Annotated in this window: 23 protein-coding genes; 6 read left to right on the top strand and 17 right to left on the bottom strand. The window is 59.0% G+C overall.

What is annotated here, in order from left to right; all coding sequences use genetic code 11:
* Positions 1–164 precede the first annotated feature (164 nt).
* Genes ONB52_02255 through ONB52_02240 form a run of 4 tightly spaced genes read right to left on the bottom strand, consistent with a single transcriptional unit; the run spans position 165 to position 3,902 of the window.
* Complete coding sequence (locus tag ONB52_02255; protein ID MDZ7414963.1) at positions 165–1,205, bottom strand: asparaginase; 1,041 nt, start codon at positions 1,203–1,205, stop codon at positions 165–167.
* A gap of 34 nt (positions 1,206–1,239) precedes the next feature.
* Positions 1,240–1,956 carry a pyridoxine 5'-phosphate synthase gene (locus tag ONB52_02250; protein ID MDZ7414962.1) on the bottom strand — a complete coding sequence of 239 codons (717 nt, stop codon included), beginning with the start codon at positions 1,954–1,956 and terminating at the stop codon, positions 1,240–1,242.
* Positions 1,956–3,170, bottom strand: coding sequence for a divergent polysaccharide deacetylase family protein (locus ONB52_02245; GenBank protein MDZ7414961.1), 1,215 nt, complete (start codon positions 3,168–3,170; stop codon positions 1,956–1,958). The genes ONB52_02250 and ONB52_02245 overlap by 1 nt, the downstream gene beginning before the upstream one ends.
* 51 nt (positions 3,171–3,221) lie before the next feature.
* Complete coding sequence (locus tag ONB52_02240) at positions 3,222–3,902, bottom strand: hypothetical protein (GenBank protein ID MDZ7414960.1); 681 nt, start codon at positions 3,900–3,902, stop codon at positions 3,222–3,224.
* Positions 3,903–4,254: 352 nt separating this feature from the next.
* Between ONB52_02240 and ONB52_02235 the strand changes: the two genes are divergently transcribed.
* Positions 4,255–5,259, top strand: coding sequence for an NUDIX hydrolase (locus tag ONB52_02235; GenBank protein MDZ7414959.1), 1,005 nt, complete (start codon positions 4,255–4,257; stop codon positions 5,257–5,259).
* A 121-nt stretch (positions 5,260–5,380) separates the two neighbouring features.
* On the opposite strand, the gene ONB52_02230 is transcribed toward ONB52_02235, so the two are convergent.
* The 6 genes from ONB52_02230 to ONB52_02205 all read right to left on the bottom strand — a co-directional run bounded on the left by ONB52_02230 (position 5,381) and on the right by ONB52_02205 (position 12,145).
* A complete protein-coding gene (locus tag ONB52_02230) occupies positions 5,381–8,437 on the bottom strand; it encodes a BamA/TamA family outer membrane protein (protein MDZ7414958.1) in 3,057 nt (1,018 codons plus the stop codon).
* A 69-nt stretch (positions 8,438–8,506) separates the two neighbouring features.
* Entirely contained in the window at positions 8,507–9,307 is an 801-nt protein-coding gene (locus tag ONB52_02225; protein ID MDZ7414957.1) for an alpha/beta hydrolase-fold protein, read from the bottom strand.
* Between the two features lie 330 nt (positions 9,308–9,637).
* A complete protein-coding gene (locus tag ONB52_02220) occupies positions 9,638–10,474 on the bottom strand; it encodes a phenylacetate-CoA oxygenase subunit PaaI (GenBank protein ID MDZ7414956.1) in 837 nt (278 codons plus the stop codon).
* 89 nt (positions 10,475–10,563) lie between these two features.
* Positions 10,564–10,779, bottom strand: a complete 216-nt coding sequence (locus ONB52_02215) for a phenylacetic acid degradation b (GenBank protein MDZ7414955.1) — start codon at positions 10,777–10,779, stop codon at positions 10,564–10,566.
* 78 nt (positions 10,780–10,857) lie between these two features.
* On the bottom strand, positions 10,858–11,175 hold the full coding sequence (locus ONB52_02210; GenBank protein MDZ7414954.1) for a metal-sulfur cluster assembly factor: 318 nt from the start codon (positions 11,173–11,175) through the stop codon (positions 10,858–10,860).
* Positions 11,176–11,200: 25 nt separating this feature from the next.
* Positions 11,201–12,145 (bottom strand): phenylacetate-CoA oxygenase subunit PaaI, encoded by a 945-nt coding sequence (locus tag ONB52_02205; GenBank protein MDZ7414953.1) that lies wholly within the window; start codon positions 12,143–12,145, stop codon positions 11,201–11,203.
* Between the two features lie 106 nt (positions 12,146–12,251).
* On the opposite strand from ONB52_02205, the gene ONB52_02200 reads away from it, so the two are divergent.
* The 3 genes from ONB52_02200 (at position 12,252) to mnmA (ending at position 15,097) form a co-directional block, all read left to right on the top strand.
* Positions 12,252–12,644 carry a hypothetical protein gene (locus ONB52_02200; GenBank protein MDZ7414952.1) on the top strand — a complete coding sequence of 131 codons (393 nt, stop codon included), beginning with the start codon at positions 12,252–12,254 and terminating at the stop codon, positions 12,642–12,644.
* On the top strand, positions 12,641–13,837 hold the full coding sequence (locus ONB52_02195) for a cysteine desulfurase (GenBank protein ID MDZ7414951.1): 1,197 nt from the start codon (positions 12,641–12,643) through the stop codon (positions 13,835–13,837). Before ONB52_02200 ends, ONB52_02195 begins: the two co-directional genes overlap by 4 nt.
* Positions 13,838–13,900: 63 nt before the next feature.
* Positions 13,901–15,097 carry a tRNA 2-thiouridine(34) synthase MnmA gene (gene mnmA, locus ONB52_02190; protein MDZ7414950.1) on the top strand — a complete coding sequence of 399 codons (1,197 nt, stop codon included), beginning with the start codon at positions 13,901–13,903 and terminating at the stop codon, positions 15,095–15,097.
* A 309-nt stretch (positions 15,098–15,406) separates the two neighbouring features.
* Here the strand turns inward: mnmA and ONB52_02185 are convergent, their stop codons facing one another.
* The 3 genes from ONB52_02185 to ONB52_02175 all read right to left on the bottom strand — a co-directional run bounded on the left by ONB52_02185 (position 15,407) and on the right by ONB52_02175 (position 19,914).
* Positions 15,407–15,835: a hypothetical protein gene (locus ONB52_02185; protein ID MDZ7414949.1), complete on the bottom strand. Its 429-nt coding sequence runs from the start codon at positions 15,833–15,835 to the stop codon at positions 15,407–15,409.
* A gap of 180 nt (positions 15,836–16,015) precedes the next feature.
* The gene (locus tag ONB52_02180; GenBank protein MDZ7414948.1) at positions 16,016–19,096 is read right to left on the bottom strand and encodes a CHAT domain-containing protein; all 3,081 of its coding nucleotides are present in this window, start codon (positions 19,094–19,096) and stop codon (positions 16,016–16,018) included.
* Between the two features lie 212 nt (positions 19,097–19,308).
* The gene (locus tag ONB52_02175; GenBank protein MDZ7414947.1) at positions 19,309–19,914 is read right to left on the bottom strand and encodes a class I SAM-dependent methyltransferase; all 606 of its coding nucleotides are present in this window, start codon (positions 19,912–19,914) and stop codon (positions 19,309–19,311) included.
* Positions 19,915–20,192: 278 nt separating this feature from the next.
* Here ONB52_02175 and ONB52_02170 point away from each other — a divergent pair, with 278 nt between their 5' ends.
* Both ONB52_02170 and ONB52_02165 read left to right on the top strand, forming a co-directional pair.
* Positions 20,193–20,585 (top strand): hypothetical protein, encoded by a 393-nt coding sequence (locus tag ONB52_02170; GenBank protein MDZ7414946.1) that lies wholly within the window; start codon positions 20,193–20,195, stop codon positions 20,583–20,585.
* Between the two features lie 312 nt (positions 20,586–20,897).
* Positions 20,898–21,488, top strand: coding sequence for a DUF937 domain-containing protein (locus ONB52_02165; GenBank protein MDZ7414945.1), 591 nt, complete (start codon positions 20,898–20,900; stop codon positions 21,486–21,488).
* A gap of 106 nt (positions 21,489–21,594) precedes the next feature.
* On the opposite strand, the gene ONB52_02160 is transcribed toward ONB52_02165, so the two are convergent.
* From ONB52_02160 to ONB52_02145, 4 genes are all read right to left on the bottom strand, one after another.
* On the bottom strand, positions 21,595–22,041 hold the full coding sequence (locus ONB52_02160; protein ID MDZ7414944.1) for a DUF6524 family protein: 447 nt from the start codon (positions 22,039–22,041) through the stop codon (positions 21,595–21,597).
* Positions 22,042–22,231: 190 nt separating this feature from the next.
* Positions 22,232–22,480, bottom strand: coding sequence for a GlsB/YeaQ/YmgE family stress response membrane protein (locus tag ONB52_02155; protein MDZ7414943.1), 249 nt, complete (start codon positions 22,478–22,480; stop codon positions 22,232–22,234).
* A 133-nt stretch (positions 22,481–22,613) separates the two neighbouring features.
* A complete protein-coding gene (locus ONB52_02150) occupies positions 22,614–24,065 on the bottom strand; it encodes an OmpA family protein (GenBank protein MDZ7414942.1) in 1,452 nt (483 codons plus the stop codon).
* 761 nt (positions 24,066–24,826) lie between these two features.
* Positions 24,827–25,429, bottom strand: a complete 603-nt coding sequence (locus ONB52_02145; protein MDZ7414941.1) for a DJ-1/PfpI family protein — start codon at positions 25,427–25,429, stop codon at positions 24,827–24,829.
* Between the last annotated feature and the right edge of the window lie 65 nt (positions 25,430–25,494).

The raw sequence follows: 25,494 nt of genomic DNA, 5'->3' as shown, positions 1-25,494 counted from the left end.
CGTTAAAATTTGGTCATTCAAAAACCATCCGGGCCCTTGAGGCCTTTGCAGGCCCGATCACCGGGGGACACGGAAATGACAAAGGTGATTCACAGCAAGAACGCCGGTGCGGTGAATTTCCCCACGCGGCCCAATTATTTACCTTCGCATTACTTTTGCAGGCATCAATCAATCGCGGCTTCCAACATCCCCACTGCCAGGCCGCGGTGATTGCGCAAAGTTTCGGGCTGAAAGTGTGCCAAACGCTTCAGCTCATCATCCGAGAGAATCTGCAGCTTTTTCAACAGGGCCACCACCACTGCCGGGATGGCACGGCTGGAACCGTCAACAATTTTGATGGCGATCCCCAATGGCTGCGGCGCACTCACGGCCAGACACTCGATGCCCTCCGCACCGGTTTTCGCCAGGACTTTGCCGCGGGTGACGCGCATGAGAATCGTGTCAAACCTTCCCTCGCCTGCGATATAATCCGGATATTTGACGAAAAGCGAGTAAATGCGCCGGGCAATTTCATCCGTCATGCCGGCCAGGCCGGCATACATGTGTGCCATGCTGATCATCGGGAGGGCAAAATTGGGCGCGCTGCAGCCATCGATGCCCACCGGCACCGCATCTTCCAACAAGCCGGCATGGCGGGCCACGGTTCGCCACAGCCGTTTTTGGTAGGGGTGATTGAAATCGAGATAATTGCCGACCGGCAGGCCGCGATTGACGCAGGCGGCAATCATGCCGGCGTGTTTGCCCGAACAATTGTTGTGCAAGACCGTGGGTTTTTCGCCGGCGCGGGCCAATGCCTCCGCCACCCCACTGCCGAGCGGGACATGCACACCGCAGTGCAAATCCGCAGGCGTGCGCCCGACCTTCGTGAGAATCGCCTGCACGGCCTGCACGTGCTTGGGCTCGCCGTTGTGGCTGGACATGATCACTGCCAGCTCGGCCTCCTCCAGACCGAAAATCTCCGGCACCGAATCTTCAAACAGAGGGATGGCCTGAAACGGTTTGGCGGCGGAACGGATGTAGGTGGTGAAATGCGGATCACCGGCGGAGAGCACGAGGTTGCCCTCGCCGTCGACGACGGCGAAATGCCCGAAGTGCTGGCTTTCTACAACGTCGCCGCGTTTTACGATCGCAAGCAGGTCGGCCGGCATGAATGGTTGGATGATGGGGTTGTGTAAATGTGATTTGTTTTCCGGCTTCGCTGGCATCGCCGGAGTTTCACAAATTGCCACGTGCAGGCCGCTACCCTCTGATCAGCGCCAGCATATCGCGCACGGCGCGCTCCATGCCCACCATGATCGCGCGCCCGACGATGGCATGGCCGATGTTGAGCTCCTCGATCTCCGGAATGGCCGCCACCTCCCGCACATTTTGGTAATTCAAACCATGCCCGGCACTCACGCCCAGCCGCAACTTGGCCGCCGCCGCAGCCAGCGACCGCAGTTTTTCCAATTCGTCATTGATGACATTCAGGCTTTCGGCATGGGCATAGGCGCCGGTGTGAAATTCCACATAGTCGGCGCGCACCCGTGCTGCCGCCTTGACTTGTTGAATGTCGGGATCGATGAACACGCTGACAATGATGTTGTGATTCTGCAGGGTGGCAATCGTCTCTTCGAGATATTCCTGATTCTTGACGACATCCAGCCCGCCTTCGGTGGTGATTTCTTCGCGACGCTCGGGAACCAGCGTGACCATGTCAGGCACCACTTCCAGGGCAATCTTCACCATCTGATCCGTGGCCGCCATTTCCAGATTCAGATGGGTCTTCACCATCTCCTTCAACAGATAGAGATCCTTGTCCTTGATGTGCCGGCGATCCTCGCGCAGATGGCAGACGATGCCATCGGCGCCCGCCATCTCGGCCACGATCGCCGCGGCCACGGGATCGGGCTGGCGATCCTTGCGCGCTTCCCGCACCGTTGCCACATGATCGATGTTGACTCCCAAACGTACCATCACTTCCTCCGCAAAGTTTGTTGCATCGTCAAATTCGCAGTGGGTCCCGCCTGCTCCTGCACCAGCAGGCGGACCGGCACGAACTCCAGCCCCTGCTTTTGCAATTGCGGCACCATTTCCCGCAAGACCTGCAGCGTGGCGGGATAAGGATGACCGATGCCGATGGCATGGCCGTGTTGCGCCGCCAGGTCGGCGAGCAGCGCGAGCTTCTGCGCGATATGCGTTACGTCCTCGATATTATCGAGAAAAGTGTCATTGAGCGCGGTGGCAATGCCGGACTGACCGGCGAGCGCAAAGGCGCGGCTGGCGTTGTTGGTGCGGCTGTCGATGAAGAAAAGACCGGTGTTTTTCAACTCGGCAAACAGGGCGGTGAGCAGCTTCTGGTTCGTTGTCGCGCGCGAGCCCATGTGGTTGTTCATGCCCTCGGCGTGGGGCACCGCACGCAGGGCCTGGCGCACGCGCCGGCGAATTTCCTTCTCCGGCAGGTCGACCAGCAGCTCATAACCGTTGCGTTCGACCGGGCGCTCCAGCGCCTCCATCGGCATGTGAATGATCACGGCCTTGCCGCGGCGATGCAAATATCTGGCGATCGCCTCCGAGTGCGGCAGCCCCGGGATGACCGCGTAGGTAATCGGAAACGGCAGATTGATAAAACCCGCCACTGCCTGCTGATTTTGATAACCGAAATCGTCGATGATCAGCGCAATTTTGCCCGAGCGCCGCATGGGTTGCGGGCTGGTCACCGGCTGGGGAACGAGCAGAATTCTGTAGGGCGGAATATTGGGTGCGCTATAGACCACCTCTGCGCCACCGGCTGGCAGGGTCTCCTGCAGGCTGGTAACCCTTGCCCCGAGCTGCTGCACCCGCTGGGCGATCTGCCGTGCCAGCGTCGCCGGCGATATCTCTGCCGGCAGGCTTACTCGCAGGAGATTTTCGCGCTCGCTGAACCATTGCAGTTGCACACCGGCCTCGGCAAGGATGCGGTCAATAGCCAGACGCAGACGTTCCGCTGGCGTCACTTCACGAAATTTCGGTCGGGCGGGAAGGGTGGCCACCGCCATGGCGGGACGGTCGTGGCGCAAGTAATAGTCCGTCGCCACCAGGGTTGCCATCAGAAGAAGGAAGGCCGCGGTCGCGATTTTCTGCCAGCGGGGTGCCGGCAAAGACACACGCTGTTGTTGCTTGCGGGCCGTTCTTTTGAGGCGTTTCGCCACGAACTTGCTTGCCGTTGATGAGTTACCACGTCGCCGATCGACCGCAACAGCTCAACGCACAAATGCAGCTTTCAGGCTGCTCCAGGTCGGCGCCGGACCGGTGCTGAAGTCAGCCCACCGGTAGATTGACCATTCTCCAAATTGATCCTTGATCAGCCAGAAGCGCAGCTCCCCGGCCACCCGCCCCGGCACACCAATGCTCTGGCGCTTGTGTCGCGCCACCAGAACGTAAGACCGTACGAAAAGCGCGGAATCCCCGTAGCTGATGGTCTGCAACGAATCCAGCAGCAGACTGCGCGCTGAATCCGCCGGCAGCGCGGCCCGCAACTGCACGAAATAGTCACGCTCCGCAGCCAAACCCCAGTGGGAGAACAAACCGGGATTTTGATTGGCAACAGCCGTCTCGGGCTTGAAGCGAAAACGCTGGCCGGTGCGCGTGGAATCACTGAAGCAGCGCAGATAATTTTCCACGTTCTGGTCGGTGATGGCGTTGCGCAAATTTTCCAGCACCACCTCCGAGGCAAACGGTGGCAGCCAGTGGTTGCCGCCGGCATTGTCAGGCGGTTCCGGCGTGCGCGTCACAAAGGGATTCTTGCAGCCTGACACGCTCACCATCAAAGCAACCGTGAGCAGCAGGTTGCGCCGGCTGGCTTGCAGCGGCCTGGCCTTCCGCCTGCTGTGCCGCAACGATGTGCCGGCTGGCACGATGCGGCGTGCAAAATGTGCGATCACAAACACGATTCAATATAGAACAACCCGGCCTTCAGATCAAGGCTTTAATTCCCGGGACAACAGCGGCAACAGCAGGCGGCGGCAATTCCCGCGTGGCAAGCCAGGCCGCTGTGGCGCCATGCGACGGCGTTGTTCCTTGCCGGAACATCCCGGGGAATAATTTTGTCTTCCGGCCGCGTTGTCTCCTGCCGGTAAATGCGTTGCACACGGCCGCAGTGATACCAAGTGGCGGGCCTGGCCTGCTGTGGAAATCGTTCGAACTGCCTCTTGTTTGTGCACGTGAGATTTGCTACCTTTTGCCCCGCTGCGATTGGCTCCCACGACCACAAGGCTGATGAATCACTGGTGGGTTATGAAATATTGCCCGCAATGTGCCGCGCCACTGCATCTCAAACGCATCGAATCCCGCGACTGCCTCGCCTGTACCCAGTGCAATTGGATCTATTGGAACAATCCCGTTCCTGCAGCCGGTTGCCTGCTCGAGGAAAGCGGCAAAATCCTGCTGATTCTTCGCAAAAATCCGCCGGAAGCAGGCAAATGGAGTTTGCCGGTCGGCTTCCTGCACTACGGCGAGTCGGCCGAACAGGCGGCGGCACGGGAAGTGGAGGAGGAGACCGGACTGAAAGTAAGACCGGTGGCCCTGCTCGGCACCTACAGCGATATCATCCATGAATGGCGCAGCCATTTGGTGTTGATCTATCGCGGTCGCCTGCTCGGCGGCGAGCTGCGGCCCGGCGATGACGCCGCCGAGGTGAAATGGTTCTCTATCAGCCGGCTGCCCGAGCTGGCTTTTCCTTCCGGCCGCAACGCAGTGGAACAATGGCTGCTCATTCGCAACGGCCCGGCCAACGCCTTGCATTATTGCCCACGCTGCCGCGGCGCACTGGAACGCCAGCCGGTCGGTAATCGCGAATACCCCACCTGCCCGACCTGCCACTATGTGCATTTCCACAGCCCCATTCCCGTGGCCGAAACCGTGGTGACCGACCGTGACGGTCGCGTGCTCTTGATCAAACGCAGGCTGCCACCAGGCATCGGCGCCTGGGCGTTGCCGGGCGGCCATGTCGATTTCAATGAAAGTGCGGAGGCCGCGGCCATTCGCGAGGTCAAGGAAGAAACTGGATTGGATATCAAGCTGGCGGGGTTGCTTTGCACCATGGGCTTTCCCAGCCTGCTCAATCCCGAGCAGTCGGTGCTGAAAGCCATTTTCCTCGGGGAGATTATCGGCGGCGAGCTGGCGGCCGGGGATGATGCTGAAGACGCCAGGTTCTTTCATCAACATGAGCTGCCAGAAAACCTGGCGACCGAGAGCGTCGGCATCGCGCTGCAAAAATGGCAAAGTGGTCTGAACAGTTGAAAACTACGCGGCTCCTGCTGCAATTCTCTCGCTGCGAAGTGGTGCCGCAAAAATGACTCCCTCCCACTCGCCCCTCCCGTCATGTGTTTACCCCCCACGAACCCCGCCGGCCGTCTGCTTCTCAAAATCCCGTGGTGAAATTAAACTGCCAGAACCAGCCTTTGCGCGGCCGGTCGACGGGCTTGACGTAGTCGAGCTGCAGCACGAGATAACCGAGCAGATTCAGCCGCATGCTGCTGCCGAAACTGCGCACAAAATTGCGATCCCCGCCCAGAAACTTTGCCTTCTCGGCATTGGTCCAGGCGATCCCGAGATCGTAGAACACCGCAGTCTCCAGTGGCAGGAAACCATAATAACCTTCTCCCATCCGCAACAGGCCGAGCAACGGGAAACGCAATTCGAGATTGGCGAGCGCGATTTTTGATCCCACCAGTTGATCGAACACCGGGCAATTGTCACCGTTGCATTCCTCCTGGCTGAAGGAATTGCTGTCGTATCCGCGGATCAGACCGGGATAGCCGAGAAACAGCGGCGCCAGCCGTTCGGTTTCGCTGTCGCGGCCATAGCGGCCATAATGAAACATCCGCGCTGCCAGCGTGAACGGCCGCAGCGGCATGAGATAACGGCGGTAGTCCACCAGCACATTGTTCAATTGAATTGACCCCAGGATCGGCGAGGTTTCCAGACGGTAGCTTTGCCCAATGATCGGACTGGTGGCACCGAACACCGAGGTGTCATACACCAGCGCCAGGCTGCTGCTGGCGAGATTCAAACTGCCGGGCGCCGGTAGATTTTCGGTGCGGTCGAGCAGCGTCTGGCCGGTGGCAAAAGAATACGCGCGCGTGCGCTGCTGCAGACTGAACGAAATATTTTGCAAACCGAGCGAAAACTCCAGGCGTTGTGCACGGTTGAAGGGATACGCCACGATGCCGGCGATTTCGCGGTTCAACTGCCGGTAGCGCAATTCCTGTTCGATGTAAACTGGCGTGCCGTTGTACGTGCCGGAGCCGGCGGCATACTGGCTCGCGATGTAGGGCATCTGCTGAATGCTCACACCCCAATTCCAGCGTCGTGTGGCATTGAAGTAGCCCACCTGTGCCGCCAGATCTTTGAAAGAGCCGTCAATCTGCGCCTGCGTGACCAGAAAGAGATTGTGATTGCCGAGCATGTCGGTCCAAAAGAAGGAGATGCCACCTCCGAGCTGCGCGCCGTAGCGGTCATAGCCTGCGGCCAAATACGGCTGGCTGACATAGGCCAATGACAGACCCGCATGATAGTCCTTTAAAGTGTCGGGCACGCTTTGCGGCAACCCCATGGTGGCGTTTTTCAAAGTGGAATCGAGCGCCGTGGAGACCCGCTGCTGGGGCGGCAACACGGCAACGAGAGCGGCAACCGGTTCGCTGCTGACGCGGCTGCCGGTGAGCACCGTCGCCGCGTCAATGGTGTAGATGTTGTAGGCGCCGTTTTCATAAACGCTGAAGGCCACGCGGTTTGTCCGCGCTGCCACAGAAAGCGCCGGACTGGTGGCGGTGATGCCGCTGATGCCGGTGTACAAATCCGTGATCTGATAGATTTCACCACTCGCCCGTTCCAGGCGATAAAGGTTGGTGATGCCGGTGCGGTCGGAGAGGAAGAAGACGCTCCGGCCGTCGGCGGACCATTGCGGGTTGAGATGTTTGCCCTGTGCGAAGCCGGGCAGCAGCGAAAACCGGCCGGAGTTGACCTCATACAGCACCAGGCGGTACGGCCCGCTTTTCAACGTGCCGAGATCGGTTGTGAAACGGTCGCTGGCAAAGACCAGGTGCTTGCCGTCCGGCGACCACGCCGGATGCAAGTCCGAATAGAGATCGCGCGTCACGCGGCGCAGACTGTCGGTTTTCAGGTCGAAGATGAACAAATCCGTCATGCCGTGCACCAGGGCAGAGAAGGCAATGGCGCTGCCGTCGGGCGACCAGGTGGGATTGAAAATCTCGCCGAGCTGGGGGAAGCGGTATTCGTGCAGGATTTTGTTGCGGCGCACGTCCAGAATCGTGAGACCGGGGCGGCCGCGGGTAACCTGGCTGAAGGCAATTCTCGCACTGGCAAAATCCCATGCGCCGGCAGAGCTGATGAAACCGATACTCTCATAATGCGGATCGAGATCGGCGCTGACGAGATTGCGCTTGATCTTGCCGCTCTCGGTATCCGCGATGAACAGGTTGATCGAGAACAGTTTTTTTTCGGAGAAAAAAATCATTTGTCGGCCGTCCGGGCTCAACACCGGCCCGACATTCAATTCTCCGGCCTTCTGCTTTTTGCCGATCGCGAGGCGGCCGTAATCAGCCGGCATTTTGGTGCTTTTTTGCAGCGGCTCATAGGCTTCGCGCACCGCCTGATGCCACGCCATCGCCAGCGTATCCGGACTCACACCCAGCACCTGGCGGATCGCGAATTGAATATTGCCGGAACGGCCCGCCTGTTTGAGCAGGTCACCGATCACACCATCCCCCCATCGCCCGGCAATATAGGCCAGCAGCGCCTGCCCGTAGCGATAGGGGAAATACCGCGGGTTTTCGAGTTGGGAAATGGTGGGCAGTTTCCCGTTGCGGGCGGCGTCGCGCATCCACATGGCGGTATGCGGATCCATCGAGCCCAGAGAGAGCAGTTCCGCCATGCCTTCCATGAACCACAGCGGCAACTGCAAGCCCGCCGGTGAGCGAAAGCCGCCGCCGGTGTTGACGCCGGTGATGTCATACTGAAAGGCATGCACCAGCTCATGGCCGATGACGTGATCGGTTTCTGCGAGCGGGCCGGCAAAGGGCAAAACAATTCGGCGCCGCAGGGCCTCAGTAACGCCGCCGGTGCCTTCGCCCACGCCGCCGCCGATCGTGTTGGTTTGTTGAAAGTGGGGATGGCTGGCGTACAAAATCAACGGCTGGCGGCCGTTCAGCTCATGTTGCAGCAGGAAAGCCAGCCGGGCGTACCAGCGTTCCGCCAGCCGGGCCGCCTGTTGTGCCGCCTCCTGCGCTTCCGGATAGAAATAAACATCGAAATGCTCGGTCTGGAGCATTTGAAAATCAAAATTCTCGTACTGTACTTTGTTGCGGCCGAAATACTGTGCTGCGATGGGCTGGGTGAGCAAAAAAAAGACGGCAAGCCCGCCTCTCAGCCAGCGACGTAGTTGGAAAGGAGTCATCATGATGACCTCACGTTCGCGCCTGTCAGGGCACAGCAGCCGTTTTTGCCTGTCACGAAAATCGCTCGCCCATCACGAATCTCGGCCGGCTGTGCCGAAGAAGAAAACCAGCGGCCGCCATGCGCGCCGTGCCCAGGAGGCCTCATCGTGGCGGTCGCCGACGCCGTAAAAATACTCCAAATCTTTGCCAAGCGCAAAACCTTTTGCCACCAGGGTGTCACGCATCCGGTGAAAGATCACAGCGTTGTCACCCTCCGCGCCTTCGCTGCCGTGGTCGAGATAGATTTTCGGCCGCGGTCGCGGCGTGGTCATGGCGGCCAAATCCTTGAACACCCGCGCGCCCTGCCACATCCAGGAGGCCGAAAGACAGGCCGCCATGCCGAACACCTCCGGATGCCACCAAGTCAGATAAAACGAAATCAACCCGCCGAGCGAGGAGCCCAACAAGCCGGTGGCGCGGCGACCGGAGGCGATGCGGTATTCCCGGCTGATGAATGGCATTACTTCCCGCAGGAGAAACTCGGCATAAGCGCGGCCGCGAATGGGCGTGTATTCCTCCTGGCGTGCTGGCGTGTTGTAAATGCCAACCAGGAGAAAGGGGCGCACCCGCCGCTGCAGGATCAGTGCTTCCGCCGTCGCGCCCATCTGCCAATCCACACCCAGGTAGGCGGTGGCAGGATCGAAGAGATTTTGTCCGTCATGCGCATAGAGCACCGGGTAGCGTCTCGGGCGTTGCTGTTCGTAGCCGGGCGGCAACCACACGATCAAATCGCGCTGATTGCCCAGGATTTTCGATTCAAAATTACGATGCACCACCAGCCGGCCGGCCGGGGAGGGGGATCGCCTGCGTGCAGAGGCAAAGCTCAGTTTCATGGGAGATCAAAGTTGAATCATCGGACAAAGGACGGTGTATGACGGGCAGGAAGCCTCGTGGCAGGAGGGTTGTGCAGAAAAACCTCGCGCAGGATGCCGCCGCATTTCATTTTTGCAGGAACGCGGGCAGATCGTGCGTCGCGGCCTTTTCCTCCCATTTGATCCACTCAAACGGGGTGCGGCAGCTCCGGCAGAAAAACTGGGAATAGGCATGAGTCGTGCCGAAGGCCGCCTCCTGCTGTGTTTGTGCGGAGCCACAGAATGGACAATATACGGTGGGGCTCGTGGCCGCCGCTGCTGCCGCTTCTTGCGAGGAACGGGATGACGCCATCATTCACCCAGTTTGAAAATATCGTTCTTGCTGCCTCTGAGATGATAGAGGAGATTTTCATCCGGCTGCGTCGCACTGCTGCGCCGCGTCCGGTAGTTCCAGTTGCGGAATTCGGGGACAACTGCCGGGTGCCAGTGCCGGCCATTTTTTTCCAAACCAAGGGCAATGTGCTGTTCCTGCGCCAGCGGGCCGATCCAATCGCAAAACTGCTGCTGCAGTTCCTCCCAGGTGATATTGAGGATACCCTCCTGCGCCAGCGTCCGCATCATGTGGTGATCGACAGGGCCAAGCCATTCGAGTGTTCCCGCCAGCACGCTGCGGCAGGATGCTTCGAGCGCCACCCGCGTTTCGGGATTGCGCGCGGCCAGCGTGCGAAACCAACCCTGGGCATTGCGCAGATGATGCTTTTCCTCCTCCACCATCTTGTCGATGAAGTTGGCCACCGGCTCGAAGGCGGAGCGCTGCAGCGCGGTCAACAACACGGTGAGCGCGCCATCGGTCAGCAGATTGACCGCCACGAAATCCGACCACTGTCGCAGGGGATGATCGAGAGAAGGCACGCTGGCAAACTGTGCCGGCGGCCGGTGTTCGATGAGCTGCCTGGGATCTTCCTGGAACTGAGTGTTGAGGCAGGCATGAAACAGGCGCAGATGGCCGAACTCATCCTGTGACATGCTGCATGCGGCGATGCAGGCCTCCAATGCCGGTGTGCCAAAGGTCCATTCGCCGTAGTGAAAACCCAGCAGCATCTTGCTGTCCGAAAGCGCGATCAACAGTGCGCGCAAATAGTCGCGGCTTTGGGGAGAAAGCTGCGCGGCGGATTTGAAGGTGGACATGCGATCCTCACAATGATGGCTTGTAAAATACAAGACGGGATCGTTGCACTGTCTGACCCCGTCCAGGCCGGCGGTTGATAAGGTGAGGTTCAATTTCCCCAGATCGGCCTGTTTTCGGGATTCAACACCGGGATGATTTGCGTGCGGCGCACCACGCACATCTCAACCCAGCTTTCTTCATCGTAGGTGGTCCAGGCATGGACCCGGGCCAGCTCGTCATTGGGTGCATTGACGCTGCCCACATGCATCAACGCTTCCTCGTGATTCTTACGGGCAAACACTTCGTAAATCTGTTCAGCTGCCATGGATCAAGCCCCTGTTCACTTCATCTTGGCTGATTGGACTAAATGGGTTGCTCGCTGCGGCTGGCGACGGGCGGTCGCTCACACCGCGATGCCCATGCTCTGAAGCACGGCCCTGCCCCGTTCGGTCAGGCGCGCCTTGCTCCACGGCGGATTCCAAACGACGTGGACGCGGGTGGCGACATCATGCGCCAGCGTGTTGATTTTGGCGCAAATGTCATCGATCATCATGGTCATGGCCGGACACGCCATGGCGGTGAAAGTCATGTCAATATCAACCACACCACCATGTACGCGCACGTCGTAAATGAGCCCCATGTCCACCACGCTGATTGGCAGTTCCGGATCCATCACCTCCGCCAGCGCGCGCCAGACGGCTTGTGGGGTAAGGGGATTCAAGTCCAATTTCCGACTGTCAGACAGTTCAATTCCATTGCAGCCCGCCAAAAGTGCCGTGTTTGTTGCCCTGGATCATCGCAACATAGGTCTGGTTCATGGGGCCGCGTTTTTTCCAGCGTTGAAAGACTTGCTGCCAGGAGATGGGTTGATCGAACAGCCAGCGTTTGGCGGTGGGATCATACTCGACCGGGAATTCATAATCAATCACATATTCCTGGCGGGCGGCATCAAAATGCGCCGGGACTTTAATGCCAATGCTCTCGCAAAGCGGCACGGTGGCACTCATCCACACCTGGCGAAGCTGATCGTTGGTCAGCCCTTTCAGCCGGTATTCGAGCTGATCGTTGTGTTTTTTGAGATGGTCGGGCAAACCGAACCACTCCAGGGTCATGGGAAACATCCAGTCGACGGCGCGCTGCAGGGCCTGCCGGGCCTCCCCACCGGCCTTCGCCAGGCGCTTCATCCAGCTTTCGCCATGGCGCAGATGCAGTACCTCTTCGCGATCAACCTTGGTGAGTGCCCGCTGCCAGGGGCCGTAACTGCAGTTCTTGTGCACGTCCGCGAGCAGGGTGATGCCGGCACGATCGAAAAAGCCGTTGGCGACCACCATTTCCGCCCAGTTTTCCAGAGGCTGATCAAAGCCATAGGGATGCTTGAACTCATGCGGCTGGCGGCCGTACATCAGCCATTGCTTGGAAACGCCCAGATCTTCGAGCAGACGATAGGCGATGTTGGCATGTCCCAATTCATCCTGAATGATGGCATATACTGCGAGGCGACTGTTGATGGTCGGAGCGTCCTTGGAGGCAAAGTAATAGGCGGGGGCGCTGAGCAACTCGGTGTCTCCCTGTACGGTCAGGATGACTTCGAGCGCAGCTTTATAACCGGGCGTCATGTCATCTTCCGTCTCAACGATAAAGCCATTGGCGATCTTTTGGCGCAGCTCAGCATCTTTCTCTGCGGGCAGCATGACATGTCCTCCGGGATGGGTAGTGGGCTGGGGGCCAGCTTCCACCCGATGAAGCAGGCGGTCGTCAGCCCTGGCCGGGTGGAGCGGGCTCTCTCATCGAAATTGGGTGAGAAAGATAGAAAGAGCGAAGAGCATTGTCAAGTGGGGAGAGGAAAAGATTTTTGCGCCTCCCTCCTGCGGCGCGGCGAAGACGGGGTCGGAGTGGGACAGTTTCACTCAGCAGTGTGAATGTGCTCAGGTTGGGCACTGCCAGAAAATAAAAAAGGCTATCAGCGAGCGCCGCCAGTACTACGCTGATAGCCGCACCGCTCAAGGCGGCATCCAAAGGATGCGCCGAGCAGTTTTCACCAGCATTAACGCAGAAGTCGGCAGCTTTGTTCCCAGGGCAAAAAAAATTCTCAAAAAAAATTATGCTGTCACTGCCGGGAAAAACCTTGATAATAAGGAAGGCTCGCCCTATATTTTTCACAATGATATAACAGTCTCCAATGAAACATGAATCGCATCTATCTCGACTACAGCGCCACCACTCCCCTTGCTCCCGAAGTCCTGGCAGAAATGCAGCCTTATCTGACCACCCATTTCGGCAACGCTTCGAGCATACACAGCTTTGGCCGGGAGGCCAGGGTGGCGGTTGATCAGGCGCGGGAAAAGCTTGCCGCGAGCCTGGCCGCCCAACCCCAGGAAATCATTTTCACCAGCGGTGGTACAGAGTCCAACAACACCGCGATTCTGGGAATCGTGCACACCTGCGCGACCCCGCAACACATCATCACCAGCCGCATTGAACACCCCAGCGTATTGATGGTTTTCCGCGAGCTGGAACGGCGAGGCTGGCAAATCACTTACCTAGAGCCCGAGGCCGACGGCCGCATTACCACGGAAATGGTGCGCCGCGCACTGCGTCCCGAGACGGTGTTGCTCTCGATCATGCACGCGAACAACGAGATCGGAACGATCAACCCGATTGAGGAGATCGCCGAGCTGGCAGCCGCGCGCCGGCTGGTCTTTCATAGCGATGCTGTGCAAACCTTTGGCAAACTGCCGCTTGATCTCCGCAGCACACCGGTGACGCTGTTGAGCATCTCGGGCCACAAGATCTATGGTCCGAAAGGTGTCGGCGCACTGTTCGTCCGGCAGGGGGTAAAGCTGGCGCCGCTGCTCCAGGGCGGCAAGCAGGAGCGTGAGCGCCGCGCCGGAACCGAGAATGTTGCCGCCATTGTTGGCTTCGCCAAGGCCGCCGAGCTGATCCTGTCCGGGCGCCAACAGGAGCAGCAAAGGCTGCAGGCACTGGCACAGGCTTTTTGGCAGAGACTGCAAATGATCTATCCCAAAGCAGTGCGCAACAGCCCGGAGCAAAACCGGCTGCCCGGCATCTTGAACATATCATTCCCGGGCATGGACAGCCTGGCGATGGTCATGAGTCTGGATTTGCAGGGGATCGCGGTGAGCAATGGCTCGGCCTGCAGCTCCGGCAGCGTGGAACCCAGCCACGTGTTGCGTGCGTTGAAACTGAGTCCGGAGCGCGTCAATTCCGCGATTCGCTTCAGCCTGGGGCGAATGACGACGGAAGCGGAACTTGACCGTACGCTGGAGGCGTTGCAACAGATTCTACAACGGCGCCGGGGCGAGCGGTCACACCCGCGGCAGGAGGCGAGGCAGCCTGCCGGCAGTGATTCGACGGTGCCCTGAAGCAGCGGCCGTCGGGCCTCTTCTTTCATACTTTCAGCAACCCAAGCGACCAAAAGCAAGCACATGCAAAATACATCCAACGATCTTCTTGCGCGGGCCGGCATCGCGCCCGGCAACGGCACCACTGTCGTGGTTGCGATGAGCGGCGGTGTCGACAGCTCGGTGGCGGCGGCGCTGCTGCACGAGCACGGCTATCGCGTGATCGGCATCACGCTGAATCTGTGGGACTATCATACCAGTGGCGGCAACGTGAATTTCGAAAGCGGCTGCTGCTCAATCGACACGATGGCCGACGCGCGGGCAGTATGCCACCGGCTGGGCGTGCCGCATTATGTACTGGATCTGAAGGAAGTGTTTCAGCGCAGTGTTCAGCAAAATTTCATCGCGGAGTACTTTGCCGGCCGGACGCCCAATCCCTGCGTGCGCTGCAACACCCATATCAAGTGGGGCGCGCTGCTGCAGCAGGCCGAAGCCATCGGCGCCGACTTGCTCGCCACCGGCCACTATGCCCGCCTCACGCAAAACCCCGGCTCCCGCAGATGGGAACTGCGGCGCGCGGTGGATCTCAACAAGGATCAAAGTTACGCACTCTGGGGTGTGCGCCAGCAGGCGCTCAGCCGCACCCTGTTTCCGCTCGGCGAGCTCATCAAGCCGGAGGTCAGAAGCCTCGCGCACAGCCTGGGTTTGAAAACCGCACACAAGAAGGAGAGCCAGGAGATTTGTTTCATTCCGGACAACGATTACCGCCGGTTTCTGCGCGAAAATGCAGCGGCAGCGGGCTGGCAGGTGGGCACCGGCATGTTCTTCGATGCCGCCGGGAATGCCCTCGGCACCCACCAGGGCGTGCCATTCTACACCATTGGCCAGCGCAAGGGCTTGGGCCTGGCCCTGGGCCGGCCGGTGTTCGTGACCCACATCGATGCACAAACGAATGCCATCACCGTCAGTGACGGGCAGGATTTGCTGCAGGAGGAATTTACCGTCACTGCCGTGAACTGGGTTTCCGAGGTTTGCCCACCCGATGGCCGCACAGTCGTGTGCAAGATCCGCTATCGTGATCCCGGCGCGCCGGCACTGCTCTTGGACGCAACCGAGCGTTCCGTGCGGGTCCGCTTTGTCTCGCCGCAGCGTGCGATCACGCCCGGGCAATCCGCCGTGTTTTATGACGGTGATGTGGTGATTGGCGGCGGCGTGATCGAGGCTGTCGTCCCCATAAAGCATGCCACGCAACAGTTCCACACCCAGGCAAACCAATCTTGAACTTCACCACACGGCCTTTCCTCAACAAGCTTGCAAGACGATCCCTCCTGCACTTGCGGGCGGCTCCCCTGCGATCGCCGCCCGCCAAAGCCTATCAAGCGTTGTTCTCCCGCACTGGACGCGCTGGTGTGTGGGCGAAGTCGGTCGTGAAACAAGCCGGGACCACCCGCTGCGGATTGTCCAACAACTTCGCAGAGGGCACGCATCTTGAAAACCATTCTGTGTTCGTGCTCCCCGGCATGCCCCCGGCTCTGCCAAACAGAAATGCCCCGGATTTTCGGGGCATTTCTGTTGCGAGCCGTGATCGGATCAGCGGGACTCTGACTGTACCTCGCGGATGAGTGTTTTGAGTTCGTCACGATCGATGGCGATGTGGTGGCCGCGAATCGTGCGGTTGAATTTCCAGGCGAAAACAAAACCGATGAAAAAGCCCGCCACCGCGCCGCCGCCCAGTGACCAGAGGAGGAACTTCAGCCAGTTGATCCCGGTTTGATTTGTCAAAACCAGCCAGCCCACCAGTACAAAGAAAAACGTGAGCAACGGCGTGGTTACGGTGAAGGCCTGGCCAACGCCGCTGGCATCCAGACAATAGGGTGGGCACGGCCAACGGTTGCTGAAAAAATGGATGAGATAGGTGCAGAAGTTCAGCTTGCGCTGCGCTTCCGCCTGCGCACCGGCAGGCTTGGATTGGATGCGAATCCAATAGCCGATGTGTTCTTCCTTCTTTCCCTGGTTCATACTCACTCCCATGTTTTGAGTTATTGAATTGGGGTTGGGACTGCCACTGGCGAATGTTCATCTCTTATTTTCTCCGCGGGATTTTTTTCCCAAAAGATCCAGCCGCAGTGTGCGCAGCGGCGATGACAACCAGGCAGCGAAGCAACCGCAGCAGGCGGAGCGCAAGACACAGCGCGCCGATCAATCCGCGCGTCCGGTGAGTACGAATGCGGCCCAAAAGTACGGAAGAGCATAGCCACCCCCCTTTTCCAGCCTGCGAATGGTTTCGATCTGGGCTGCCTGCAGCGCTGCCGCCGGCGCCACGCCCTGCGCCAGCGGACGGTAGAAACGCGGCATCAGTTCATAAGTGCTTTGATCATCAACCTGCCAGAGTGTGGTGAGCAGCCGTTGCGTGCCGGCGCACAGAAAGGCCTGGGCCAATCCCATCATACCCTCACCGCTGATTTGCCGTCCCAAGGCGGTGTTGCAGGCGGAAAGCACCACCAACTTCAGACCGGCAGCATCGAGGCTCAGCACATCGGCAGCACGCAGGACATGGAGAGTGTCATCATCCCAACTGCGGGCAGGGTGATCGCGGCGCATTATCTGCACGCTTTCCCCGCCGGCCTCGCGGCGTGTCACGAGAAGCTGGCGGTGGCGTTCATCCAGAAGCAGGTACGATTGCAGCGGCTGGCTGTCGTCCACCTCGGCGTGCATGGCCAGATGCACGATGCCCTGAAAGCCATGCAGCCGCGCCAGCAACGCCGGCCGTGTCCAGCGCTCGTGGACAAGGGACCGGGCATTCGCAAACAAGCCTGCAATCGTGTCGACTTCCTGTGCAGCGAGGGGAATGGTGCGGGAGCGCAGCGCGATGGCGAGCAGCGAATCCGGCGGCTGCCAGACAAAGGGCTGCGTCCGCTGCAAAATGAGTTGCAGGGCGGTTAAACTCGGCGCGGTGGCGATGGCATGCTTCTCAATCAGAAACCTCCCGTCCTGCCCGTCTGAGAATGCGGCAAAGGGCAGATAGTGCAGCACGTCATCCGGGATAAAATAGATGGTGCGCGCGTGCGCGAGGCGGCCGGCAACGGGTGCAACGAGCTGGCGGTACAAAGTCGCACCCGCCTGCCGGGTTTCCTGCCAGAGCGCCTGGGTTTCCCGCCGCCAACGCCGGTGAAACGCCTTCAGATCGTCCACTCCCAGAACAGAACGGAATCGTTGCACGGCCTGGCGCAACGTCGTTTGCTCCAGCGGCTGACAGACGAGATCGTAACGGGTGCGGTCCAGGACCACAATGATCAAATGGCGGCGCATGACGCGATAGGCGACCACCGCCGTTGCCTCATCGAGCAAGAGCTGTAATGCCGCGGGATTGGGCTGCAGAATGACGAGTGCGGAGTCGCGCCGGGTCGCAGCAGCCAGGCTGACCCGGACTTGCTGCCGGCGGAGCAAATCGACGATATTGCGGGCACGCGCTTTTTCCATGAACGCCAGCGCCAAACCGGGATTTTTGGCCACCACCAGCGCAAATAAAATGGCGGCATCGAAAACTTCCTGCACGGTGCTGAAATAACTCATGTTGAAATCCACGCGGCCCACCGTGTCACGGATGTTTTCGAGCGCTGTGATGGCCTGACTGTAATGCTGTTCTGCCGCGCCGGTTGCCCGCAACGCTTCATATACCCGTGCCAGCCCGAGATGGCATTTCCAGGCCAGATCGCGCTCGTGGGTGGCTTCACTGCGTGCGAGTTCCTCTTCAAAAAGCCGCCTGGCCTGACCGTATTCCCGCAAGGCAAGAGCCGCCCGGGCCAGGCCCACCCGTGCGCGGGACAATTCACGATCGCTGCCCGCGACCTGCCACAGCTCAATGGCCCTGGTAAACACCTGCTTCGCCTCGCCGGCCCTCTCCTGCTGCAGGGCAATTTCACCGAGGTTGTTCCACAACTCCATCTCGACCTCACGAGCCTGGCCTTTCACCAGCATGTTCAATCCGCGCTCTTGAGCGGCGCGGGCACGCACGAAATCGCGCATCCCGAGATGAATCAAACCAATCAAACCATGCGTTCTGGCCGCGTCAGGGATGCGATCCTGTGCCAGATACATGCCCAGCGCGGAATCGGCCAGCACGAGCGCACGCTGCCTTTCACCCAGTTCCAGAAAAATGTCGGCCTGATGCAGCAACAGGGGTGGCAGATCGACGCGGTGATTCAACTGTTGCACGTGCACAATACTGGAATCGAGATGCGCCAGCGCCTGATCATAATCCGCAAGCATGTGATAGACACGGGCGGCCGAGGCATGGGCAATTCCCTCCAGCGCCCGGAATTTGATCGCGCGCGAGAACTGCAGCAGGCGGCGCAACAACGCGATGGCCTCGGGAAACTCGTTGCGCTCGATGGCCCGCAGCAGGCGAATGTCCAGCAGCCGCGCCAGCGCGTAAGGATTGCCGAGCTGTTGGGCACGCTCGGCGGCAAGATTGAAACAAACACTGGCGGAATCTGTGTTCCGGCGGTTTTCATAAATTTCCGCCAGCAACAGGCTGGCCTGCAGCTCGCCGTCGCGATAGCCCATGTCCCGGCTCAGCGCACACCATTGTTGTGCAATTCCCAGAGCCCGGCCGTCATCATGCAGCACCCGAAAAAAATAGATACAAAGCCACCACAAGTTGTCTGCCACCTGCTTGTAATCAGCCAGGTGCAGAAAACGGCGGTATGCATAATCCAGGCACTGCAGATTGAACGGGACGTTGGTGGAGTCCAGACGGATGCCGCGCATGAATACCGCTTGTGCCGCCACCCAGCCTTGCAGAGCGCGCGGTTGTGACTGTTGCAAAACTGTCAGCCGCTGGAAGCGCTTGATAAAAAAGCTGTCGCTTTGCACCTGCGCCAAATCCTGCGCCAGCAGACGGGCTACGCTTTCCAACAGGCGCGCGCTGTCCGGTTGCTGATTGAAATGGAGAAACAGGCTGCGTTCGAGAAAATGGTGAAAGATGACTCCGGCATGATAAGGATGCAACTCTACAATCTGCCGGATGGAATCGACATGGCCCCGTGCGCCGTGGGCCAACAGCCGCTGCTGCAATTCCAACTGATAAAGGTCGAAGGGGGTTTTACTGAGTGTGGCGGCAATGGTCTCGCGCTGCAACGGGAGTGGTGAAGCGGTGGCATGATGGGAGGCATGTGACAGCCAAATCACCATCCCGGCCGCCAGCGGCAACGCCACCCGCGGCGCGCGGCGCAAGCACTGCGCAACCCTGTTGAAGAAAGAAAGTGTATCGCGATTCACAGCCCGGTTCCTGCGGAGTTCACTCCCTTCGTGCGGCGCCGGCCGGTGGCAGTGGCGTTGGGGTGCGGCAGCACCAGAATGCCCTTTTGCGACTGTCGGCAATTTCGTGCAGACGAATGACCTGAGCTGGAGTGCGAAAAGTGCCCGTCGGCAGTCGCCGCGCCAAAGCGCCAAGACCGGCTGGTCTGCTTGCTGCTCTTGGGTGTGTTCGTTTATGAGGATGCCGCCCGCTGCGCGATGAGAAACACATGGTTTTGCGGATACTGATCATACTCAACATGACGGCAAAGGCAATCGAACTCGTCGAGCAACCGCACATAGGAATTCACCCCCAGGCTGCTGTACGCGAAGATTTCGCCTGCAAATTCCCCGGTGATTTCTTCCGGACCGGAGCCGCCGCATGTAAACAGCAACACACCGCCGGCATTCAGCCCTTTACAAAGTTTCTGCAAAACCGGTTTGTGCCCGGCCAACGGCAGGTGAAAAATGCTGTCCCAGGCGATGATCAGGTCATACTGTTGCGGCAACTGCCACTGGCAAATATCCGCAATGACAAAGTGCACCTGCGGATGCCGTTGTCTGGCCAGGGCAATCATCTCCGGTGCAATGTCCACTCCGGTCGGTGTAAAACCATGCCTGATCAAAACCTCGATGAAACGGCCGCTGCTGCCACAGCCCACGTCCAGAGCGGCTGTTTTGCTGCGGGTGAATGGGATGGCGCGCTCGAGGGCGGCGAGACCATAGGAGGAATGCCATAGTTGCTGCTGCCAGAACCGGGCAATGCGATCGTAGCGCGCAGCGGTTTCTTCCGGTTTCATGCCATCAGGTGTGCAACCAGGAAACGATCTTGCATAATTACTGTACCCGGGTTCATATCAAATTCCCGTTCCAAAATCAAGTCGAGTTTTGCTGAACCGGCGCATGAGCCCGGTGGTGTGACCATCGCTCTTCGTGTGTCGTCTTGACAATCTCGTTTATTTTGGTATTTTGTAGCAGCCTGATTCAGCCCTCCTGACACTGCCGGGGATGGGCAAAAGCTGCAACCTTTCAGGCGCATTTTCCCCTGTGCTCTTTGATCTAACGAGGAGGTACAGTCATGCTGCAAAACTTCACGAAGTATGCCGGCCTGGTGCAAACGGCCATTGGTCTGCTTGGCCAGTTTGTTCCAGACGTCGCGTCCATGCTGGGGGCAGCGGAAACAGCAGGAGCTGGCAACATCCTCGGAGGAGGCAATTTGTTCAATGTCGTGTCCGGTGCGATCTTGAGCTATCTCGGCTTCAAGGGCACGGAAAGCGCACAACGAACAGGCGCCCAGGTCCTCGGTGGTTTGAATGGCTTGGTCGGTCTGCTGGGTGCGTTTGGCATTCAGCAACTGGGCAACCTGCAATTGACGAGCGGTTTGGGTGGTGCCATCGTTAACCTGCTTGTCGGCGCCTGGGGTTTGTACTCCGCTTTTGCCAAGAAAACAGCGGGTGCCGCTGCTCACTGAATCGGAATCAGGCGTTAGGCAGTGCCCTCGCCCTCCTGAATCATTTCAGCCCTTGCCGGCCGCTGGAGGGCGGGGCTGTATAGATTACCCCGGAAAAACAACCATCTTAACTGCGAAGTTTTTGTAGCGCTGGCCTCCTGCCGGCATTGGTTTGCAGACAAGATGTCTGCGTTACGGAATGTGATTTGCAAGTGCTATTTGCGGATTCACGGCGAATTCAGTTTCTTCTCCCCGTCGTTGCCCCATCAACGTCCTGAAGAAACTCTTTAATCCCCATCGTTGCTCTCATGGTCTAAACTGAAAGGATTGGACATGCCAAGTCTGGTGGACGAGATCGTTGAAGCGCTTGGTCCGCAAGTGGCACAGCAGATGTCTTCCCACCTCGGAATCGATCGCAACACCGCTGCCCGGATTCTGCCGCAGGTAGTGCCCTTGGTTTTGGGCGGTTTGAAGCGCCAGATGGAACAACGCGGCGGTGCACCGCGGGTGGATCATATTCTCAACAAGTATGGCAATCCGGATGTGCTCCAGGACATCGGAGGGTTGTTCGGGAGGCAGGTGCGCAATCAGAACGCCGACCCGCGGCTGGGCGGATTGCTCGGCGAATCCGGCGTGCAGGCAGCCGGCCAGATTGCACAGCGCTTTGGTTTGAACATGGAAACCGCCATGAAAATCATCCCCATGCTGGCACCGCTGATTTTGGGCCTGCTGACGCAAAAACGCGATGCCACCGGCCTCGGTTCGCAAGGGCTGGCAGCGCTGCTCGATCAAGACGGTGACGGCAACATTCTCGACGATGTCGCCAGTTTCTTTATGCGTGGTTTGGGCGGCGGGCAAAGCGGCCAGTCCGGCGGCGGGCTGGGTGACCTGCTGGGCGCGGTGTTGGGCGGCGGCCGGCGGTGAACCCGTTCCCCTTTTGCTGAAAAAAAATCCCAATCACCCTGCGGGTGATCGGGATTTTTCATTTTTGTGGATTAGCACGGATCTGCAGTCGCGCCCCGGGTAATTTTTATTTGCCACCGACTTCATCAATATCAACCTGGCCGGTGAGGCGCCGGGTGAGATGCGACCAGGAGACACCAATTGCCAGGACGAGTGACAGCACCACCAGCACAAGGTGGGAAATCGTGCGGGTGCCGCGCGGCGTGAAAACCTCCCAGTAGATCAAAACCCAAATCAGGCAGCCAAACAACGCGGCGGCAAGCACCGCGCCTTTCAAGCCCAGTGCGCGATTTGTCGCCTGCAGGTAGACCACCCACAAGACGAACAGGGCAAGGCCTGCCAGCACCTTGAGAGGATTGATGGCGCTCAAGGTGGTTACCGGCACTTCGGTGACCGGTTGAATCGCCCAGTGAAAGTAGGAAAATCCTTCAGGATTGTAGGTGGCATACACCAGCACAAACGCGAGCGCGAGCCGCAACAGTAAGCCACTCCAACCGAATTCCGTCTTGTCCATGTCACTTTTCCTCAATGACCAGCGCAACGCTTTCGGAGAAATCGAACCTGCCCCCTGTTCCCTCTTTTTGTGAGAAAGAATCCCGGCAGCGGCTTGCCTTCGTTTCATCATGCACCGGCTTCCCAGGACTCACGTCACCCTGGCATCCCCGGCTCTACCAGGGCGCATCACGCGCTGATCGCGGAACCGCTCAACTTTGACGGCTCTTGGTAAAAAGGCGATACGCGAGCAGAATCAATATGGCCCCGACCACTGATCCCACGAAACGCGCATTCTCCTCCGGGGTGTAGATGCCAAGCCACTGCCCGAGGTAGGTGGCGAGCAGCGAGCCACCGATACCCAAGAGGATCGTCACGATGATGCCGCCGGGGTCTTTGCCCGGCATGATGAGCTTTGCAACCGCACCGACCACTAAGCCAATCAGGATGGTGGACAGCATGGTTCCTCCCTCACAGGTATGGAGTGCACAACAAAGCCGCGAAGGCGCAGGGCGTTTCCCTGGCCGCGATATTTCTACCGGCCAGTTGAACGCTGCGCTTTCGCGGCTGCGAGGATATAAAACGCCCCTCCGCTTACTTCACGCGCAAGAACTCGATGCGGCGGTTCTGCTGGCGGCCTTCCGGCGTGTCATTGGAAGCCACCGGCTTGTCCGGGCCAAAGCCCCTGGTGGTAATGCGGTTGGCGGCAATGCCTTTTCTCACCAGGTACGCCTTGACGGCTTCGGCACGCGCCAATGACAGTCTGGTGTTCAACGCCCGGCCGCCACGATTATCCGTGTGGCCCTGAATCTCCACGACGATCTCCGGGTTCTCATTGAGCGTGTTGAAGGCTTTCAACAGAATCGCCTCGGATTCCGGAGAAATCTCGGCGCTGCCGCTCTTGAACACCACGCCCTCCAGCACAATGGCCTTGCCAACTTCCACCTGCAGTGTCTCTTCAACTTTGGCCGCTTTCGGCACGTCGTCTTCGGCGTTCAGCGGATCACTGCCGCGCGTGACTTCCGCGCCATCATTCACACCGCCGCCGTCGCTGTCCGCCTTCAGCGGGTCACTCTTGGTTTGTGTCACCTCCCGGCCGTCGCTCAAGCCGTCACCATCGCTGTCGGCCTTCAAGGCATCGGTCTTGTGCGTGTTGAGCTCGGCGCCATCATTGAGGCCGTCACCGTCGCTGTCGGCGTTGCCGGCCTGCGTGCGATGTTTCAGCACCTCGTCGCCATCGCTCAGGCCGTCGCCGTCGCTGTCGGCTTTGTTGGCGTTGGTGTTGTACTTCCTCAGCTCATCGCTGTCGCTCAGACCATCGCCATCGGAATCGGCTTTGAGTGGGTCGGTTTTGTGAACATTGACCTCCTCGCCATCATTCAGGCCGTCGCCATCCGTGTCGGCGAGATTGGGATTGGTACCGCGCGCTTTTTCCTCCTTCCTGGTCAGGCCGTCACCATCCTTGTCCGGGTTGCCGCCGCTGAGCCAGGTCAGGCCGGCCGTGCCGGTGAGGAAAGCGTCGTTTGCACTTTTGGTGGCGAGGCCATCATAACGATCGTCGAGCGCGTAATGATACAAGCCGCGCACGTCCAAAGTCACACTCTCTCCGAGCCCCAGACTTACGCCACCGCCGAGTGGAAAGGCGAACGAGGTGCGATCGTACTGGTCATTGTTCCCGCCATCGGGGTCAATGCCAAGCAATTCTGCACCCGCCGCCAGATAGGGACGAAAACCGCCGCCCAACAGGGCCAGACGGCCGATCAGACTCAAGCTGCTGGCAACCGACTTGAAATCGCTCGCGCCGGTTTCGCCAGCCAGCTCACCGATGTTCAAAGCGGTTTCCTGTGAAAAGCGGTTGGTGAGATAGTACTCCGCCAGCACGCTGCCATAAGGCCGCTGTTTGGCGGAATCATAGTCATCGCCCTGGTAGTTGGTGAGGCCGCCACGCACGCCAAAGGCGACCGATCCCGCACGATCCTGGCTGAGCGCAAGCGAGCTCAACACCAACACCGCCAGGAAACCCGATAGAATCTGCCTGGACATCATCAACTCCTCTCTTGGTTCAGACCCTCTTGCCATTTTATCAGCCCGACTCGGCACCAGTCCCCTCCCAAAAAGAAGGCCGGCGGTCGGATGCAACGCATCGGATGCCATTCCGCGTGACCGCCAGCCTGATTCACAGCCAGTCGTGAGCTTCTCGTGCCAGACAACATCCCATCAATACTGCAGCTCAGAGAGCATGAGAGAAGCAGTGCAATGACGACGGCGCATGCGCGCCGGGCTTTGACAGTATTGCACGACTCTTCCCATTTTTTTACAACTCTCATGCCATCGACTGTGTTGCGGGCCGGCAGTCGAATAAACTCCTGATTCTTCTTGCAAAGCATGTCACCCGGCAAGCGGCCATTTCAACACGTTATGCCTCGCCGGGGCATTTACCCCATGTTCCTGGGCAAAATGGGGGATTTCCCCAGTCCCGTTTGGCGCAGCCCGTAGCGCACCAAATTCAAGCAACGTGAAACCGCATGAACGGAAAGCTTGATCGCAAATTTATTTGGTATGTCGCATTGCGAAGGATCTTCGCGCTCGTGAGAATTCTTCCGGCACGATTGTTCTGTCCGTTTGGACATCCATCTGCCGGCGAAGCTCAAACGGCTGCGCTCCCGGCGAGGTGCCGGGTCAATTCCCGATCGAACCCCGAGTCGAGCGCTATTTTGATATTACGGCAGCGAAGCCATGCAAACGTTTCCATACTTGCCGGGGACAAAGTTGACACCCCCGGTTCATGCAAATCGCCGGTCTTGCTTTTATTGCGCTTCCGGGCGCCAATCATATTCCATGTATTTCGCCGTCTCCCACGCTTGCTCTTTGCCCAACAGGCCGGCGACAACATACAGCGACATGTCGATTCCCGCCGAAATGCCGGCGGAGACGATAATTTTGCCGTTGTCGATAAAACGTTTTGTGGCGTCAATCTTGGTGTTGGGCGCAGTTTCTTGCAGCAGTAAAATCGCGCCGTGATGCGTCGTTGCCGACAAACCTTCGAGCAAACCGGCTTTGGCCAGGATCAAAGCACCGGTGCAAACGGAAAGGAGACGCTCAGTATTTTGCGAAAGGCGCCTGACCCAGTCGAGCACAATGCTGTTGTTCATTTCACGGCGCGTACCGAAACCGCCGGGAATGATGAGAATGTCCGGTGGCGGGCAATCCGCAAAGGTGTAACGCGGATTGACGCTGAGCTCGTTGCGCGCCAAAATCGGGCGTTGCTCCTGTGCAACGGTGTAGACATTGAATGGATTCGATCCCTCGCGCTTTCCAGTCACAGAGAAAACTTCGAATGGACCACAGAAATCGAGTACTTCGACTTCATCGAAAATAAAGATGGCGACATTTCTTGGTTGGTTGGCCATGTTTCCCCAAAGCATGTTGGCACGAGAACAACGTCATCATGACGTCTTCCGGCGTCAGGTGGATG

The organism is candidate division KSB1 bacterium (genome assembly GCA_034506255.1).
In the GTDB taxonomy this organism is placed as follows: Bacteria; Zhuqueibacterota; Zhuqueibacteria; order Zhuqueibacterales; family Zhuqueibacteraceae; genus Coneutiohabitans; species Coneutiohabitans thermophilus.
The sequence above is the reverse complement of the archived record's forward strand: the minus strand, read 5'-3'. Positions and strand labels throughout refer to the sequence as shown.

Bases quoted from the DNA above. Each gene is read 5' to 3' on its own strand.
- ONB52_02255 (MDZ7414963.1), bottom strand. From the start codon at position 1,205: ATGCCAGCGAAGCCGGAAAACAAATCACATTTACACAACCCCATCATC.
- ONB52_02250 (MDZ7414962.1), bottom strand. From the start codon at position 1,956: ATGGTACGTTTGGGAGTCAACATCGATCATGTGGCAACGGTGCGGGAA.
- ONB52_02235 (MDZ7414959.1), top strand. From the start codon at position 4,255: ATGAAATATTGCCCGCAATGTGCCGCGCCACTGCATCTCAAACGCATC.
- ONB52_02230 (MDZ7414958.1), bottom strand. From the start codon at position 8,437: ATGATGACTCCTTTCCAACTACGTCGCTGGCTGAGAGGCGGGCTTGCC.
- ONB52_02225 (MDZ7414957.1), bottom strand. From the start codon at position 9,307: ATGAAACTGAGCTTTGCCTCTGCACGCAGGCGATCCCCCTCCCCGGCC.
- ONB52_02220 (MDZ7414956.1), bottom strand. From the start codon at position 10,474: ATGTCCACCTTCAAATCCGCCGCGCAGCTTTCTCCCCAAAGCCGCGAC.
- ONB52_02215 (MDZ7414955.1), bottom strand. From the start codon at position 10,779: ATGGCAGCTGAACAGATTTACGAAGTGTTTGCCCGTAAGAATCACGAG.
- ONB52_02205 (MDZ7414953.1), bottom strand. From the start codon at position 12,145: ATGCTGCCCGCAGAGAAAGATGCTGAGCTGCGCCAAAAGATCGCCAAT.
- ONB52_02195 (MDZ7414951.1), top strand. From the start codon at position 12,641: ATGAATCGCATCTATCTCGACTACAGCGCCACCACTCCCCTTGCTCCC.
- mnmA (MDZ7414950.1), top strand. From the start codon at position 13,901: ATGCAAAATACATCCAACGATCTTCTTGCGCGGGCCGGCATCGCGCCC.
- ONB52_02185 (MDZ7414949.1), bottom strand. From the start codon at position 15,835: ATGAACCAGGGAAAGAAGGAAGAACACATCGGCTATTGGATTCGCATC.
- ONB52_02175 (MDZ7414947.1), bottom strand. From the start codon at position 19,914: ATGAAACCGGAAGAAACCGCTGCGCGCTACGATCGCATTGCCCGGTTC.
- ONB52_02170 (MDZ7414946.1), top strand. From the start codon at position 20,193: ATGCTGCAAAACTTCACGAAGTATGCCGGCCTGGTGCAAACGGCCATT.
- ONB52_02165 (MDZ7414945.1), top strand. From the start codon at position 20,898: ATGCCAAGTCTGGTGGACGAGATCGTTGAAGCGCTTGGTCCGCAAGTG.
- ONB52_02160 (MDZ7414944.1), bottom strand. From the start codon at position 22,041: ATGGACAAGACGGAATTCGGTTGGAGTGGCTTACTGTTGCGGCTCGCG.
- ONB52_02155 (MDZ7414943.1), bottom strand. From the start codon at position 22,480: ATGCTGTCCACCATCCTGATTGGCTTAGTGGTCGGTGCGGTTGCAAAG.
- ONB52_02150 (MDZ7414942.1), bottom strand. From the start codon at position 24,065: ATGATGTCCAGGCAGATTCTATCGGGTTTCCTGGCGGTGTTGGTGTTG.
- ONB52_02145 (MDZ7414941.1), bottom strand. From the start codon at position 25,429: ATGGCCAACCAACCAAGAAATGTCGCCATCTTTATTTTCGATGAAGTC.